11 protein-coding genes are annotated in these 15,608 nt (G+C 66.2%); 4 read left to right on the forward strand and 7 right to left on the reverse strand.

The window, feature by feature from the left end; genetic code table 11:
- The first annotated feature begins 15 nt into the window (after positions 1 to 15).
- The 4 genes from IAE37_RS16430 to IAE37_RS16445 all read left to right on the forward strand — a co-directional run bounded on the left by IAE37_RS16430 (position 16) and on the right by IAE37_RS16445 (position 4,136).
- Positions 16 to 714 carry a fumarylacetoacetate hydrolase family protein gene (locus IAE37_RS16430; protein ID WP_201175237.1) on the forward strand — a complete coding sequence of 233 codons (699 nt, stop codon included), beginning with the start codon at positions 16 to 18 and terminating at the stop codon, positions 712 to 714.
- A gap of 179 nt (positions 715 to 893) precedes the next feature.
- Positions 894 to 2,246 (forward strand): MFS transporter, encoded by a 1,353-nt coding sequence (locus IAE37_RS16435; protein WP_201175238.1) that lies wholly within the window; start codon positions 894 to 896, stop codon positions 2,244 to 2,246.
- Positions 2,247 to 2,264: 18 nt separating this feature from the next.
- Complete coding sequence (gene maiA, locus IAE37_RS16440) at positions 2,265 to 2,906, forward strand: maleylacetoacetate isomerase (RefSeq protein ID WP_201175239.1); 642 nt, start codon at positions 2,265 to 2,267, stop codon at positions 2,904 to 2,906.
- Positions 2,907 to 2,942: 36 nt separating this feature from the next.
- Positions 2,943 to 4,136 carry a 3-hydroxybenzoate 6-monooxygenase gene (locus IAE37_RS16445; protein ID WP_201175240.1) on the forward strand — a complete coding sequence of 398 codons (1,194 nt, stop codon included), beginning with the start codon at positions 2,943 to 2,945 and terminating at the stop codon, positions 4,134 to 4,136.
- A 62-nt stretch (positions 4,137 to 4,198) separates the two neighbouring features.
- Here the strand turns inward: IAE37_RS16445 and yddG are convergent, their stop codons facing one another.
- From yddG to IAE37_RS16480, 7 genes are all read right to left on the reverse strand, one after another.
- On the reverse strand, positions 4,199 to 5,095 hold the full coding sequence (yddG, locus tag IAE37_RS16450; RefSeq protein WP_201175242.1) for an aromatic amino acid DMT transporter YddG: 897 nt from the start codon (positions 5,093 to 5,095) through the stop codon (positions 4,199 to 4,201).
- A 224-nt stretch (positions 5,096 to 5,319) separates the two neighbouring features.
- Positions 5,320 to 6,102 (reverse strand): peptidylprolyl isomerase, encoded by a 783-nt coding sequence (locus IAE37_RS16455; protein ID WP_201175244.1) that lies wholly within the window; start codon positions 6,100 to 6,102, stop codon positions 5,320 to 5,322.
- Positions 6,103 to 6,114: 12 nt separating this feature from the next.
- Positions 6,115 to 6,798, reverse strand: a complete 684-nt coding sequence (gene narI, locus IAE37_RS16460) for a respiratory nitrate reductase subunit gamma (protein WP_201175246.1) — start codon at positions 6,796 to 6,798, stop codon at positions 6,115 to 6,117.
- 13 nt (positions 6,799 to 6,811) lie between these two features.
- On the reverse strand, positions 6,812 to 7,579 hold the full coding sequence (narJ, locus tag IAE37_RS16465; protein ID WP_201175248.1) for a nitrate reductase molybdenum cofactor assembly chaperone: 768 nt from the start codon (positions 7,577 to 7,579) through the stop codon (positions 6,812 to 6,814).
- Positions 7,572 to 9,128, reverse strand: coding sequence for a nitrate reductase subunit beta (narH, locus tag IAE37_RS16470; RefSeq protein ID WP_201175250.1), 1,557 nt, complete (start codon positions 9,126 to 9,128; stop codon positions 7,572 to 7,574). The genes narJ and narH overlap by 8 nt, the downstream gene beginning before the upstream one ends.
- A complete protein-coding gene (locus tag IAE37_RS16475) occupies positions 9,125 to 12,889 on the reverse strand; it encodes a nitrate reductase subunit alpha (protein WP_201175252.1) in 3,765 nt (1,254 codons plus the stop codon). Before IAE37_RS16475 ends, narH begins: the two co-directional genes overlap by 4 nt.
- 31 nt (positions 12,890 to 12,920) lie before the next feature.
- A complete protein-coding gene (locus IAE37_RS16480) occupies positions 12,921 to 15,599 on the reverse strand; it encodes a nitrate/nitrite transporter (protein WP_328822750.1) in 2,679 nt (892 codons plus the stop codon).
- Positions 15,600 to 15,608: the final 9 nt, after the last annotated feature.

A 15,608-nucleotide genomic window follows, 5' to 3' on the forward strand; every position in this document is an offset into this window, starting at 1 on the left:
CGAGGAACCACTGCCATGACTTACCTGTTCGAACCCGCAGCCCCTACCAGTTTGGCGATCGCCGGCAGCGAGCAACGCTTCCCCGTGCGCCGGGTGTACTGCGTGGGCCGCAACTACGCCGCCCACGCCCGCGAAATGGGCTTCGATCCTGACCGCGAACCGCCGTTCTTCTTCTGCAAGCCTGCCGACGCGGTGGTGCCGGTGGCTGCCGGCCAGACCCTGGAACTGGCGTATCCAGCCGAGACCGAGAACTACCACTACGAGATCGAGCTGGTCGCGGCCATCGGCAAGGGCGGGCGCGACATTCCACTGGAACAGGCCGAAGAGCACGTCTGGGGCTATGCCGTGGGCCTGGACATGACCCGTCGCGACCTGCAGATGAAGATGCGTGAAATGGGTCGCCCGTGGGAAATCGGCAAGGCCTTCGACGCCTCCGCGCCGATCGCTCCGCTGTATCCCGCCAGCCAGGTCGGTCACCCGGCGCAGGCCGGTATCTGGTTGCAGGTCGAAGGCCAGGACCGCCAGCGTAGCGACATCGACAAGCTGATCTGGTCGGTGCCGGAAACCATCGCCTACCTGTCGCGCTTCTTCGAGCTGCAGCCAGGCGACCTGATCATGACCGGCACCCCCGAAGGTGTCGGTCCGGTCGTGGCCGGCGAACTGATGGTCGGTGGTGTCGACGGTCTCGGCGAGATTTCCGTCCGCGTCGTCTGACTGGCCCGGGGGGGGGGCCCCCCCCCCCCCCCGGGGCGGGGGGGGGGGGGGGGGGGGGGGGGGGGGGGGGGGCTTTTTCCCGCGCCGGGGGGGCCCCGGGGCGGGGGCGGGCGCCGCGGCCCCTCGCTCCGGATTCTATACGTGGCCTGCGTGCGTGCGCTGGCCCGGAGGTTTCGCTCATGGCTTCCACCGACAAGAACAATACAGTGGACGTACAAGCCTTCATCGACAGCCAACCCGTGCGCGCCTTCCAGTGGCGCATCCTGTTGCTGTGCTTCCTGGTCACGGCCATTGACGGCCTGGACACTGCCGCCATCGGTTTCATCGCCCCGGCCCTGCGTGAGCACTGGCAGATCGGCGCCGCTGAACTGGGCCCGGTGCTGGGCGCTGCCTTGGTCGGGCTGATGCTCGGCGCCTTCATGGCCGGCCCCCTGGCCGATCGCTTCGGTCGCAAGCGCGTGTTGTTGGGGTCGGTGGCCTGTTTCGGCACTTTCAGCCTGGCCGCCGCCTTCGCCCACGACCTGCACAGCCTGGCGCTGCTGCGCCTGCTCACCGGCTTGGGGTTGGGTGGGGCGATGCCCAATGCCATCACCTTGACCTCCGAGTACTGCCCGCAGCGCCGTCGCTCGCTGATGGTCACCGGCATGTTCTGCGGTTTCACCCTTGGCTCGGCCCTGGGTGGGGTGGTTGCCGCGCACCTGCTGCCGCTGTTCGGTTGGCGCAGCGTGCTGGCGCTGGGTGGCGTGCTGCCGCTGGCGTTGCTGCCGGTGTTGCTGCTGGCGCTGCCCGAATCGGTACGCTTCCTCGCCCGGCGCAATGCCAACGACGCCCAGGCCAAGGCCATCCTGCAACGGATCGGCGACCTCCCGGCCGGCTGCCAGGGCCTGGGCATCGACGAGCCCGAGCTGGCGGTGTCGCCGGTACGGCAGATCCTCGCCGCGCCGCTGCGTCGCGGCACCCTGGCGTTGTGGCTGGCGTTCTTCATGAGCCTGCTGATCATCTATGGCATGACCAACTGGTTGCCGCTGCTGGTCAAGGACACCGGCCTGAGCCTGAGCCAGGCCGCGCTGATCAGCGCCTTGTTCCAGCTGGGCGGCACTGTCGGGGCGCTCTGCCTGGGCGCGGCGATGGACCGCTTCGACCCGCACCGGGTGCTGGTGCTGGCCTTGCTCGGTGGCGCGGGCTGCCTGTTCGCCATCGGCCAGTGTCACGCCGACTACGCCTTGCTGGGTCTGAGCGTGGCCGGGATGGGCTTCTGCATCAGCGGCTCGCAAGTCGGTGCCAACGCCCTCGCCGCGGCGTTCTATCCCACCGCCAGCCGCGCCACCGGCGTCAGCTGGGCCCATGGGGTAGGGCGCATCGGCTCGGTCTGCGGCACCTTTGGCGGCGCCTTGCTGGTAAACGCCGGGCTGTCCTTCGAGGCGATGTTCAGCGTGCTCATGCTGCCGGCGGTGGTGGCCGCCCTGGCGATTCTTTTCAAGGGCATGCGCCAGGCCCCGGCCTTGCCCGTTACCCCTCACATCACCCACTGAACGCACAGGAAACCTGTCATGCAGCTCTACAGTTTCTTCAACAGTTCCACGTCCTACCGGGTGCGCATCGCCTTGGCCCTCAAAGGCCTGGAAGTGGACTACCACGGCGTCAACCTGCGGGCCGGCGAGCAACGTCAGGCGCAGCACCGTGAGCTGAGCCCGATCGGTGGCGTGCCGGTGCTGGTGCGTGACGACGGCGTCACCCTGACCCAGTCGCTGGCGATCCTCGACTACCTCGACGCCCTTTACCCGCAGGCGCCATTGCTACCCACCGAGCCGCTGCAGCGCGCCCGGGTGCTGGAAGCCGCGCAGCTGATCGCCTGTGATATCCACCCGCTGAACAACGTTCGCGTGCTGGGTTACCTGCAGCGCGAGCTCAAGGTCAGCAGCGAAGACAAGGGCCGCTGGTACGCCCACTGGGTCGCCGAAGGGCTGGCGGCACTGGAAGTGCTGCTGCAGCGCCATGGCGATGGCCCGTACTGCTTCGGTGCGCGGCCGACCCTGGCCGATTGCTGCCTGGTGCCGCAGGTAGCCAATGCCGAGCGCATGGGCTGCGACCTGTCGGCCTACCCGCGGGTGATGGCGGTGTACGAGCACTGCCAGGCCCAGCCCGCGTTCCAGCGCGCCGCGCCCGGGCGCCAACCTGATTTCATCCAATAAGAATCTGCAAGCCTGCCTTGCACGGAGACCCTAACCATGACTGCCCAACAACAAAAAATCATCATCGTCGGTGGCGGCATCGGCGGCCTCGCCGCTGCCCAGGCCCTGACTGCCCAAGGTATCCAGGTGCTGCTGCTGGAACAGGCCGAGCAGATCGGCGAGATCGGCGCAGGCATCCAGCTCGGCCCCAACGCCTACTCGGCGTTGGATGCCCTGGGCGTCGGCGAGGCGGCGCGCAACCGCTCGGTGTTTACCGATCACTTGATCATGATGGATGCGATCGATGCCCACGAAGTGGCCCGGGTCGATGTCGGCGAGCGCTTCCGTCAGCGTTTCGGGAACCCCTACGGCGTGATCCACCGCGCCGATATCCACCTGTCGATCCTCGAGGCGGTACGCCAGAACCCACTGATCCGCTTCCAGACCTCCACCCTTATCGCTGGCATGGAGATGAACGACCAGGGCGTGACCCTGACCGACACCAAGGGCAATCGCTACCAGGCCGACGCGGTCATCGGCTGTGATGGCGTGAAGTCGGTGATCCGAGAGCGCATGGTCGGCGACCCGGCACGGGTTACCGGGCACGTGGTGTACCGCGCGGTGGTCGAGCGCGAGAACATGCCCGAGGACCTGCGCGTCAACGCGCCGATGCTCTGGGCCGGCCCGCATTGCCATTTGGTGCATTACCCGCTGCGTGGCGGCCAGCAGTACAACCTGGTGGTGACCTTCCATAGCCGCAACCAGGAGCAGTGGGGCGTGACCGATGGCAGCAAGGAAGAGGTGCTGTCGTACTTCGAGGGCATCCACGAGCGCCCACGGCAGATGCTCGACCGTCCGACCTCCTGGCGCCGCTGGGCCACTGCCGACCGCGACCCGGTGGAGCAATGGGGCGAAGGCCGCGCGACCCTGCTGGGGGATGCCGCGCATCCGATGACCCAGTACCTGGCCCAGGGAGCGTGCATGGCGCTGGAAGACGCGGTGGTATTGGGCGAGGCGGTCAAGGCCTGCGACCACGACCTGCAAGCGGCGTTTCGCCTGTACGAGTCGATTCGCATCCCGCGCACCGCGCGGGTGCTGTGGTCGGCTCGGGAAATGGGCCGGCTCTACCATGCCAAGGGCGTCGAGCGGCTGGTGCGCAACCAGTTGTGGGAAGGGCGCGGGCAGGAGCAGTTCTATGATGCGGTGCAGTGGCTGTATGGCTGGAGCATCGATAGCTGCATGAAGCGCTGAGGTTCTCGGGGGGGCTTGGGATCGGCGGCGGGGCTGATTGATCCCAAGCCAATCCCCGGCAATCAATCCTTCCCGCGCTGCCGAGTCGCCTGCCAGCACAACAACGACCCCGCCGTCACCAGCAACGCCCCCTGCCAGAACTGCATGCCCAGCTCGGCCCCGAGCCAGGTAGCGGCGAATGCCGACGACAGCACCGGCCCTGCATACGAAGCGGTGGCCAGCAAGGTCAGGTTGCCGCGCAGGATGCCGATGTTCCACAGCGCATAGCCCCCGGCCATGCCCAGCCCCGCCGCCAGCAGCTCCAGGCTCGGGCGCAGGGCGAAGGGCGGCAGCGTCTCGCTGCTGATCAGGTACTTCGCCCACAGCACGGCGGCGGTCAGCAGGAAAAACAGCACCACATGGCTCTGCCCATTGGCATAGCGCCGGGTCACGTTGCAGTACAGGGCGAAAGTGATCGCGCAGGTGGCCGCCAGGCTGTAGCTCAGCGGGTTGGAGGCGACGTTGCTGGCGATACTGGCCAGCGATACGCCATCGGTACTGACCACCCAGAGAATCCCGAGCAGGGCGATGGCGGTGCCGGGCACGATGATCCAGCGCGCCGGCTGGCGGTTCATGAAGATCGCCAGCAACACTGTCAGGCTCGGCCACAGGTAGTTGACCACGCCCAGCTGGATGGACTGGGTGCGGCTGACAGCAAAGCCCAGGGCCAGGCACAGACAGATCTCATAGGTCACGAACAGCAGCGAGCCGGTGACCAGGTAGAAGCGTGAAGCGTGGCGCAGCCGCGGGCGACCGAGCAACATCACCAGCAGGGCAGAGCCGAAGGTATAGATCAGCGCAGCGCCGCCGATCGGGCCAAAGTATTCGCTGACGCTGCGGATCAGGCCGCTGGCCGTGCTCCACAGGAGGATCGCCGCCAGACCGCAGGCGGTGGCGGCGGGGCCGCTGGTGATGCGCATTGCTTGTTCTCGGATCGGGGAAGGGCGGGCAAGTCTAGCGGTTGTGAGGCTTGTGGTCATCGGTGCAGATACTGTCTGGATCCTCACCCACTAGGCCAGGGGCTGCTGCGCAAGGCCGCTCCTTGATCGTGTTTCGCCAAACTTCGGCAGGTATTGCATCCCCCTGTAGGAGCGGCCTTGCGCCGCGATGGGGCGCGAAGCGCCTCCAGATAGCCCCGCGCAGGTTACACCACCGTCGAATCCTCCAGGCTGAACCCCTGTACGCCAAACTCCGCCTCCAGCGCCAGCAGGTACTCGCGTAGCGCCCGTCGCGTCGCCTCTTCACGCAGGCTCTGGCGCACCCGTTCAGCTACCTGGGCGTAGGGTAATGGGCTGCGCTCCACGCGCTCGTCGACCCACACCACATGCCAGCCATACCGCGAAGCCAGTGGTCGATCATGCAGGCCCACCGGCAAGCGCTGCAGCACCTGGTCCAGTTCGGTCACGGTGTGGCCTGCACTCAGCCAGCCCAGCTCCCCGCCCTGGTCCTTGGACGGGCAGGCGGAGTGGCGTTGAGCGAACTCGGTAAAGCGCTCCGGGTGTTCGCCGAGCGCTTCGAGCAGTTGCACGCCCAGCCGGTAATGGGCGTCGCGGGCATGGGCATCTTCCGGTGCGGCGGCTAGCAGGATGTGCCGCACCTTGATCCGTGCCGGCAGGCAGAAGCGCTCGCGGTGACTGTCGAAGTAGCGTTGGCAGTCCTGGTCGGAGGCGTCGGGTACCTGCAGGTCGTCCTCCAGCAGGCGTGCCACTGCCTCGTCGCCATCGGCCAGGCCGAGCATCGTCGCCCGTTGCTTGAGCAGTTCGCGCACCACCAGCGCCCGGGCTGCGCTGCGCTGGGCCTCGTAGAGCGACGCCGAGGGGTGAAAGGGTGTCTCGGCGGCGATGTCCGCCTCGCTCAACAGGGTATCGCCTACCCGAATCACTGTCGCTGGTCCCTGTGGCAGGTTTTCCACGGCAATCATGTCCATGCCTGTTGCTCCTCAGTGGCGTCGCCGCACGATCTGGTAGTTGCGCCCGAAATACCCCAGGGGAATGCTCCACACGTGCACCAGCCGGGTGAACGGGAACAGCAGGATGATGGTCAGGCCGAGGAAGATGTGCAGCTTGAAGATCCAGGGGGTCTCGACCAGGTAGTTGGCCGCATCGCCGTTGAAGAACACGATCGCCTGTGCCCACTCGGCCAGGGTCAGCATGGTGCTGCCGTCCAGGTGCCCGGCGGAGAAGAAGATGGTGGTCAGGCCCAGGCACGCCTGCAACAGCAGCAGGCTGAGGATCAGGTTGTCCATCAGGCTGGAGGATGCCCGCACTCGCGGATTGAAGAACCGCCGCCAGAGCAGCATGGCGCCACCAGCCACGCACAAGACACCGGCGATGCCGCCAATGACGATGGCCAGCAGTTGCTTGTGGCCGGCGGACAGATACGGCCCGTACACCCAGTGCGGCGTCAGCAGGCCGAACAGGTGGCCGAAGAAGATGGTCAGGATGCCGATGTGGAACAGGTTGCTGGCCAGGCGCATGTGCTTGCTCGACAGCATCTGGCTGGAACCGGTCTTCCAGGTGTACTGGCCATGGTCATAGCGAAACAAGCTGCCGAGCAGGAACACGGTGCCCGCCAGGTAGGGGTAGTAGCCGTAGATCAGGTGGAGCAGGTATTCCTTGAACATGATGCACCTCCGTTCATTGGCCTGGAGCCGGGGTAGGCGGCACGAGCTGGATGACCTGGGGAATGGCTTGGTACTTGCGTTCGGCCAGGCGCCTGCCTTCGGCTGATTGCAGGCTGCAGTCCTGGTCCGACTGAGCTTCGAAGCGCACCGCTTCTTCCTCCCACACCGCGTCCAATGCCTGGGGCGTGTTGTCGGCGGGTTCGGCGCTGGCTGCCGGACGCTGGGCGGCAATGCTGTCGCTCGCGCCAATCAGCGTGAGCAGCGCGCGAGGGACCAGGGCGTAGCGGCTGCCGCGTTCCTCCAGGCGAGCGCCGAGCAGTGCCAGGATCGGTTGGATTTCACCGAGCCACTGGCCGATCTCGGTGGGCGAACGGGTGGAGAGGTATTCGAGGAACAGCGGCAGGTGGTCCGGCAGTTCGCGGGCGTCGAGGTGAAAGCCCGCGGCGGCGTACTCGGCGAGCAAGTTGACCATGGCCTGGCCACGGTCGCGCGACTCGCCATGGACGTGCTCGAACAGCAGCAGTGACACGGCGCGGCCGCGGTCGAACATTGCCACGTAGGCCTCCTCGAGGTCGAGCAGCTCGCTGCCGGCCAGGTCCTGGCACCAGCGCACCAGCTCGGCGCGCAGGGCAGGCGGCCAGCGGGTCTCGGTTTCGATCAGGCAGGCCAGTTCAGCGTGGGCCGCCAGCAGCTCGGCGCTGGGGTAGTCCAGCAGCCGGGCCAACACGCGCAGGCTGAGCATGCCGCTGGCAGCCTCGATGTTGGGGTCATGATCATTCATGGCGGCTGTCCTCCAGCGGGTCGAAGGTCTGCACCGGCTTGACCAGCGTGGTGGTCTGCTTGCGTCCGCCGAACAGGCTCAATTCGTTGCGCCCACCGTTGCAGCCGTCGCCGAAGGTGAAACCGCAGCCGCTACGCTCGGCGAATACGTCCGGTACCTGTTCGCGGTGGCCGGTGGGGATGACGAAGCGGTCTTCGTAGTTGGCAATGGCCAGATAGCGGTACATCTCCTCGACCTGCTGCTGGCTCAGGCCGACCTGTTCGAGCACGGCCATGTCGAGGGTGCCGTCGACATGCTTGCCGCGCATGTACACGCGCATCGCCATCAACCGCTTGAGCGCCAGCACCACCGGGGCTTCTTCACCGGCGGTGAGCATGTTGGCCAGGTAGCGGACCGGGATGCGTAGGGATTCGATCTTCGGCAGTACACCGTCGAACTCAACGTGGCCGGCCTCTGCCGCGGACTGAATGGGTGACAAAGGTGGTACGTACCACACCATTGGCAAGGTGCGGTACTCCGGGTGCAGGGGCAGGGCCAACTGCCAGTCGATGGCCAGCTTGTAGACCGGCGAAGCCTGGGCGGCGCTGATCACGTTGTCCGGCACGCCGTCCCTGCGGGCCTGCTCGATCACCGCTGGGTCGTGTGGGTCGAGGAAGATCTCGCACTGGCGATGGTACAGGTCGCGGTCATCGGCCGAGGCCGCCACATCCTCGATACGGTCGGCGTCGTACAGCAGCACGCCCAGGTAGCGGATGCGCCCGACGCAGGTTTCCGAGCAGACCGTGGGCTGGCCGGTCTCGATGCGTGGGTAGCAGAAGATGCACTTCTCCGATTTGCCGCTCTTCCAGTTGTAGTAGATCTTCTTGTACGGGCAGCCGCTGACGCACATGCGCCAGCCCCGGCACTTGTCCTGGTCGATCAGCACGATGCCGTCTTCCTCGCGCTTGTAGATCGCTCCGCTCGGGCATGAAGCCACGCAGGCGGGGTTCAGGCAGTGCTCGCACAAGCGCGGCAGGTACATCATGAAGGTGTTTTCGAATTGGCCGTAGATGTCCGCCTGGACCTGGTCGAAGTTGACGTCGCGGCGACGCTTGGCGAATTCGCTGCCCAGCAGTTCTTCCCAGTTGGGACCCCATTCGATCTTGTTCATGCGCTGGCCGGAGATCAGCGAGCGGGGCCGGGCGACGGGTTGGTGATCGCCGCTCTTGGCCGTATGCAGATGCTCGTAGTCGAAGGTGAAGGGCTCGTAGTAGTCGTCGATCTCCGGCAGGTCGGGGTTGGCGAAGATGTTCGCCAGCACTCGAAATTTGCCGCCGATGCCCGGGTTGATCGAGCCGTCGGCATTGCGCACCCAGCCACCGCGCCATTTCTTCTGGTTTTCCCACTCCTTGGGGTAGCCAATGCCGGGCTTGGTCTCGACGTTGTTGAACCAGGCGTACTCGACGCCTTCGCGGCTGGTCCAGACGTTCTTGCACGTCACCGAGCAGGTATGACAGCCAATGCACTTGTCGAGGTTCAGGACCATGCCGACCTGGGAACGGATCTTCATTTCACCGCCTCCTGCTGGTAGTCGTTGCCTTCGCCGTCCAGCCAGTCGACCCGCTTCATCTTGCGCACGATGACGAATTCGTCGCGGTTCGAGCCGACGGTGCCGTAGTAGTTGAAGCCATAGGAAAGCTGGGCGTAGCCGCCGATCATGTGGGTCGGCTTGGGGCACACGCGGGTCACCGAGTTGTGGATGCCGCCACGGGTGCCGGTGACCTCGGAGCCGGGGATGTTCACGATGCGTTCCTGGGCGTGGTACATCATCGCCATGCCGGGGCGTACCCGTTGGCTGACCACGGCGCGGGCGGCGATCGCGCCGTTGGCGTTGAACAGCTCGATCCAGTCGTTGTCCGCCACACCGATGCGTCGGGCGTCGTCCTCGCTGATCCAGACGATCGGCCCACCGCGCGACAGGGTCTGCATCAGCAGGTTGTCGCTGTAGGTGGAGTGGATGCCCCATTTCTGGTGCGGGGTCAGCCAGTTGAGGGCGATTTCCGGGTTGCCGTTGCTCTTCGGCGCGGCGACGCTGGCCGCCGCCTTGGTGTCGATGGGCGGGCGGTAGACCATCAGGCTTTCGCCGAAGGCACGCATCCACGGGTGGTCCTGGTAGAACTGCTGGCGACCGCTGAGGGTGCGCCAGGGGATCAGCTCGTGGACGTTGGTGTAGCAGGCGTTGTAGCTCACATGTTCGTCCTCCAGGCCCGACCAGGTAGGGCTGGAGATGATCTTGCGCGGTTGCGCCACCAGGTCGCGGAAGCGGATCTTCTCTTCTTCCTTGCGCCTGGCCAGGTGGCTGTGGTCGCGGCCGGTGACCTTGGACAGCGCTTCCCAGGCCTTCACCGCGACCTGGCCGTTGGTCTCGGGGGCCAGGGTCAGGATCATCTCGGCGGCGTCCAGCGCCGAGGCCAGGCGCGGGCGGCCGGCCGCAGAGCCTTCGTGCTTGTGGTAGTTGAGCTTGCCGAGCAGGTCGACTTCCGCCTCGGTCTTCCAGCTGATGCCCTTGCCGCCATTGCCCAGGGTGTCGAGCAGCGGGCCGACCGAACTGAAGCGCTCGTAGGTCTCGGGGTAGTTGCGCTTGACCTCGATCAGTGAGGGCATGGTCTTGCCTGGGATCGCCTCGCACTCGCCTTTCTTCCAGTCGCGCACGTCGGGCTGGGCCAGTTCTCCGGGGCTGTCGTGCTGCAGGGGCAGGCTGACCAGGTCGGTTTCCTCACCCAGATGGCCGACGCAGACGCGGGCGAAGGCTTGGGCGATGCCGTCGTAGATCTGCCAGTCGCTGCGCGCCTCCCAGGCTGGGTCGGTGGCGGCGGTGAGGGGGTGGATGAACGGGTGCATGTCCGAGGTATTGAGGTCGTCCTTCTCGTACCAGGTGGCGGTGGGCAACACCACGTCGGAGTACAGGCAGGTGGTGGACATGCGGAAGTCCAGGGTCACCACCAGGTCGAGCTTGCCTTCGATGGCGTCGTCCTTCCACAACACTTCCTCGGGCTTGTGCCCGCCGGCCTCGCCGAGGTTCTTGCCGAGCACGCCGTGGCGCGTGCCGAGCAGGTACTTGAGCATGTACTCGTGGCCCTTGCCCGACGAGCCGAGCAGGTTGGAGCGCCAGACGAACAGGTTGCGTGGGTGGTTCTGCGGGTTGTCCGGGTCTTCGCTGGCAAAGCGCAGGGCGCCACGCTTGAGCTGGTCGACGGTGTAGTCCACGGTGCTCTGCCCGGCAGCCTGGGCGGCGGCGGCCAGGCGCAAGGGGTTGATGCCCAGTTGTGGCGCCGAGGGCAGCCAGCCCATGCGTTCGGCGCGCACGTTGTAGTCCACCAGGCTGCCGTGGAAGTCTTCGCTGCGCGCCAGTGGCGACAGCAGCTCCTTGACTTCGAGCTTCTCGTAGCGCCACTGGCTGGAGTGGTTGTAGAAGAACGAGGTGCTGTTCATGTGCCGTGGCGGGCGGTGCCAATCGAGGGCGAAGGCCAGCGGCGTCCAGCCGGTCTGCGGGCGGAGTTTTTCCTGGCCGACGTAGTGCGACCAACCGCCACCGCTCTTGCCCACGCACCCGCAGAGGATGAGCATGTTGATCAGCCCGCGGTAGTTCATGTCCATGTGGTACCAGTGGTTCATCCCGGCACCGACGATGATCATGGAGCGGCCGTGGGTCTTGTCGGCGTTATGGGCGAACTCGCGAGCGATGCGGATCATCTGCTCGGCCTTGACCCCGGTGATCGCCTGTTGCCAGGCCGGGGTGTACGGCTTGAGCTGGTCGTAGGCGCTGGCGCCGTCGTCCTCGCCCGTGCCTCCGACCGTGGCGGCCAGGCCGCGATCGATGCCGTAGTTGCCAGCACTCAGATCGAACACCGTGACGGCCAGCACGTCACGGCCATCGGCCAAGCGCAAACGCTTGGCCGGGATGTGGTGGTAGAGCACGTCGCGCACCGGCACATGGGCGAAGTGCTCGCGGGCGATGCCGCCGAAGTAGGGGAAGGCGACGCGGGCGATTTCCTCGTGGCGGCCCAGCAGCGACAGGCACAGCTGCACTTCGCTGCCGCCGGCCTCGACGGTTTCCAGGTTCCAGTGCCCGCTTTCGCCCCAGCGGAAACCGATCGAGCCACGCGGCACCACCAGCCGCTCACCCTGTTCGTCCCAGGCGATGGTCTTCCACTCGGGGTTGTTGGCCTGCTCCAGGTTGCCGGCGAAGTCGCTGGCGCGCAGTTGCTTGCCGGGTACCAAGGTGCCGTCCTCGCGCTGCTCCAGCTCGACCAGGATCGGCATGTCGGTGTAGCGGCGGATGTAGTCGGTGAAGTAGGCGCTGGGGTTGTCGAGGTGGAACTCCTTGAAAATCACGTGGCCCATGGCGATGGCCAGGGCCGCGTCGGTGCCTTGCTTGGCGCTCATCCACTCGTCGCAGAGCTTGGCGATTTCCGCGTAGTCGGGGGTGATGGCGATGGTCTTGGTGCCCTTGTAGCGCACCTCGGTGAAGAAGTGCGCGTCGGGGGTGCGGGTCTGCGGCACGTTCGAGCCCCAGGCGATGATGTAGCCCGAGTTGTACCAGTCGGCCGATTCCGGCACGTCGGTCTGTTCGCCCCACACCTGTGGCGAGGCCGGCGGCAGGTCGCAGTACCAGTCGTAGAACGACAGGCACACGCCGCCGATCAGCGACAGGTAGCGGGTGCCGGCAGCATAGCTGACCATCGACATCGCCGGGATCGGCGAGAAACCGGCCACACGGTCGGGGCCATACTGCTTGACCGTGTACACGTTGGCTGCCGCAACCAGGGTCTGCAGCTCGTCCCAGTCGCTGCGCACGAAGCCGCCGCGGCCACGGATCGACTTGTACTGGCGGGCCTTGTCCGGGTCTTCGACGATGCTCGCCCAGGCCAGAACCGGGTCGGGCTGGGTGGCCAGCGCCGCGCGCCACAACTGGATCAGCGCCTTGCGTACCATGGGGTACTTGAGGCGATTGGCGCTGTACAGGTACCACGAGTAGCTGGCCCCGCGCGGGCAGCCCCGCGGTTCGTGGTTGGGCAGGTCCGGGCGCGTGCGCGGGTAGTCGGTCTGCTGGGTTTCCCAGGTCACCAGGCCGTTCTTCACATAGACCTTCCAACTGCACGAACCGGTGCAGTTCACCCCGTGGGTGGAGCGGGCGATCTTGTCGTACTGCCAGCGCTGGCGGTAGCCGTCCTCCCAGTCGCGGCTCTCGTCGCGGGTTTCGCCATGGCCATTGGCGAATTCGGGCGGGCGTTTGACCAGGTAGCGCAGGCGGTCGATGAAGAAACTCATGGCTTTCCTCCGTGACGGTTACGCAGGGCGATCAGCAGCGGACCTCGGCATCACGTCGGGTGTAGTAGAACCAGGTCAGCGCGATGCACAGCAGGTAGAACACGATGAACCCGTACAGCGCCCACTGCGGGCCACCGGTCAGGTCGAACGAGCTGCCGAACGACTTGGGAATGAAGAAGCCGCCATAGGCGGCCACGGCCGAGATGAAGCCCACCGCAGCGGCGGACTCCTTCTCGCTGGCCAGTGCCTGTTGTTCGGCCGGCAGGTTGGGGAACAGGCGCGGGGTCTGCAGGCGGAAGATCGCTGGGATCATCTGCGTGGTGCTGGCATTGCCCACGCCAGAGAAGAAGAACAGCAGCAGGAACATCGCCAGGAACATCCAGAATGAACCGGCACTGATCGCCGCCAGCACGCCGACCACGCAGGCGGCCATGGCCACGTACACCCACAGGCTGATGCGGCCACCGCCGAAACGGTCGGCCAGGCCCCCGGAAAACGCTCGCGACAAGGCGCCGATCAACGGGCCGAGGAAGGCGTACTTGAGGATGTCGACGTCCGGGAACAGGTGCCCGGCGAGCAGCGGGAAGCCGGCGGAGAAACCGATGAAGCTGCCGAAGGTGCCGGTGTAGAGCACGCTCATCAGCCAGGTGTGCTTGCGTTTGAAGATCGCCATCTGGTCGCTGAACGACGACTTGGCGCTGGCGATGTCGTTCATGCCGAACCATGCAGCTGCCGCTGCGGCGAGGATGAACGGCACCCAGATGAAACCGGCGTTCTGCAGCCACAGCGGCGTGCCCTGGGCGGTGGTCTGCGGTGCGCCGCCCAGGCTGCCGAACACGCCGGCGGTGATCACCAGCGGCACCAGGAACTGCATCACGCTGACACCCAGGTTGCCCAGCCCGGCATTCAGGCCCATGGCGCCGCCCTTGGCCTGCTTGGGGAAGAAGAACGAGATGTTGGCCATGCTCGACGAGAAGTTGCCGCCGCCCAGGCCGCACAGCAGCGCCAGGATCAACATGACCAGGTAGGGTGTTTGCGGGTTCTGCACGGCAAAGCCGATCCACAGCGCCGGCGCCAGCAGCGAGGCGGTCGACAGCGCGGTCCAGCGCCGGCCGCCGAAGATCGGCACCATGAAGCTGTAGAAGATGCGCAGCGTGGCGCCTGACAGGCCGGGCAGGGCGGCCAGCCAGAACAGCTGGTTGGGGCTGTAGTCGAAGCCGGCCAGCGGCAGCTTGGCCACCACCACCGACCAGACCATCCAGATGGCGAAGCCCAGCAGCAGGTTGGGGATCGAGATCCACAGGTTGCGGGTGGCGATGCGCTTGCCGGTCGCCTCCCAGAATGTTGGGTCCTCCGGGTGCCAGTCGCGCAACACGAAGCTGCTCGGGGTCGACAGTTCCGGCAGGTCCTGGCTCTCGCCGCGTGTCGCCCACTCGACGCGCTCGGCCATGCGAATCGCATAGTGCATCCAGGCCAGTGCCCCGACAGCGATCAGCAACAGCAGCATGAAGCAGCTCTGCCAGATGCCGACCACGTCGTTGAGCATGCCGAAGGTCAGCGGCAGCAGGAAGCCACCCAGGCCGCCGATCATGCCGACCAGGCCGCCGACCACGCCGACATGCTGTGGGTAGTAGGTGGGGATGTGCTTGAACACCGCCGCCTTGCCCAGCGACATGAAGAAACCCAGTATCACGATGATCACGGTGAAACCGACCAGCCCCAGATGCATGGAAAAGTCGATGTCGCCACGTACCCCGGTCACGGTGTAGCGGGTCGGCGGATAGCTGAGCAGGAAGGTGCAGGCCACCGACACGGCCAGGGTCCAGTACATGACCTTGCGGGCGCCATACCGATCCGACAGCCAGCCGCCGAGGATGCGGAACAACGACGCCGGCACGGTATACAGGGCGGCGACCACGCCTGCCGCAGCCAGGCCCAGGCCATAGACCTGCATCAGATAGTGCGGCAGCCACAGGGCGAGGGCGACGAAGGCGCCGAAGACGAAGAAGTAGTACAGCGAGAAGCGCCAGACGCGCAGCTCGGCCAGCGGCGCCAGCTGTTCGCGCAGGGATACAGGGTTGGCCTGACGGGTTTCGCTTTGCGGGTCGTTCTTGGCCAGAAGGATGAACAACACGCCCATGATCGCCAGCACGCTGGCGTATACCAGTGCCGCGCCACGCCAGCCCAGGGCCAGCAGCAGCAACGGCGCGGCCAGGTTGGTCAGGCCGGCGCCGACGTTGCCCGCGCCGAAGATGCCCAGGGCGGTGCCCTGGCGGCCGGGCTCGAACCAGGTGGCGGTGTAGGCGGTGCCGACGATGAAGCCGCCACCGGCCAGGCCGACGCCGAGCGCCGCCAGCAGCAGGATGACGAAACTGTCGGCGAAGGTCAGCAGGTAGACACACAGCGCCGACACCAGCATCAGCAGGCCGAATACCCAACGCCCGCCATAGCGATCGGTCCACAGGCCGAGGAAGATGCGTGAGATTGACCCGGTCAGCACTGGCGTGGCCATCAGCAGGCCGAGCTGGGTGTCGGAGAGGGCGAACTCATCCTTGATCTGCAGGCCGAGGATGGAGAAAACGGTCCATACCGCGAAGCACAGGGTGAATGCCAGGGTGGACAAACCCAGGGCGCGATACTGATCGGCAGCTGGAACATTCGTGGCCATGCAAGCACTTCCCTGTGGGGTGCAGAAGCGACGGATGTGCATCAGCCGGAG

The organism is Pseudomonas sp. S31 (assembly GCF_016648105.1).
Classification (GTDB): Bacteria; Pseudomonadota; Gammaproteobacteria; order Pseudomonadales; family Pseudomonadaceae; genus Aquipseudomonas.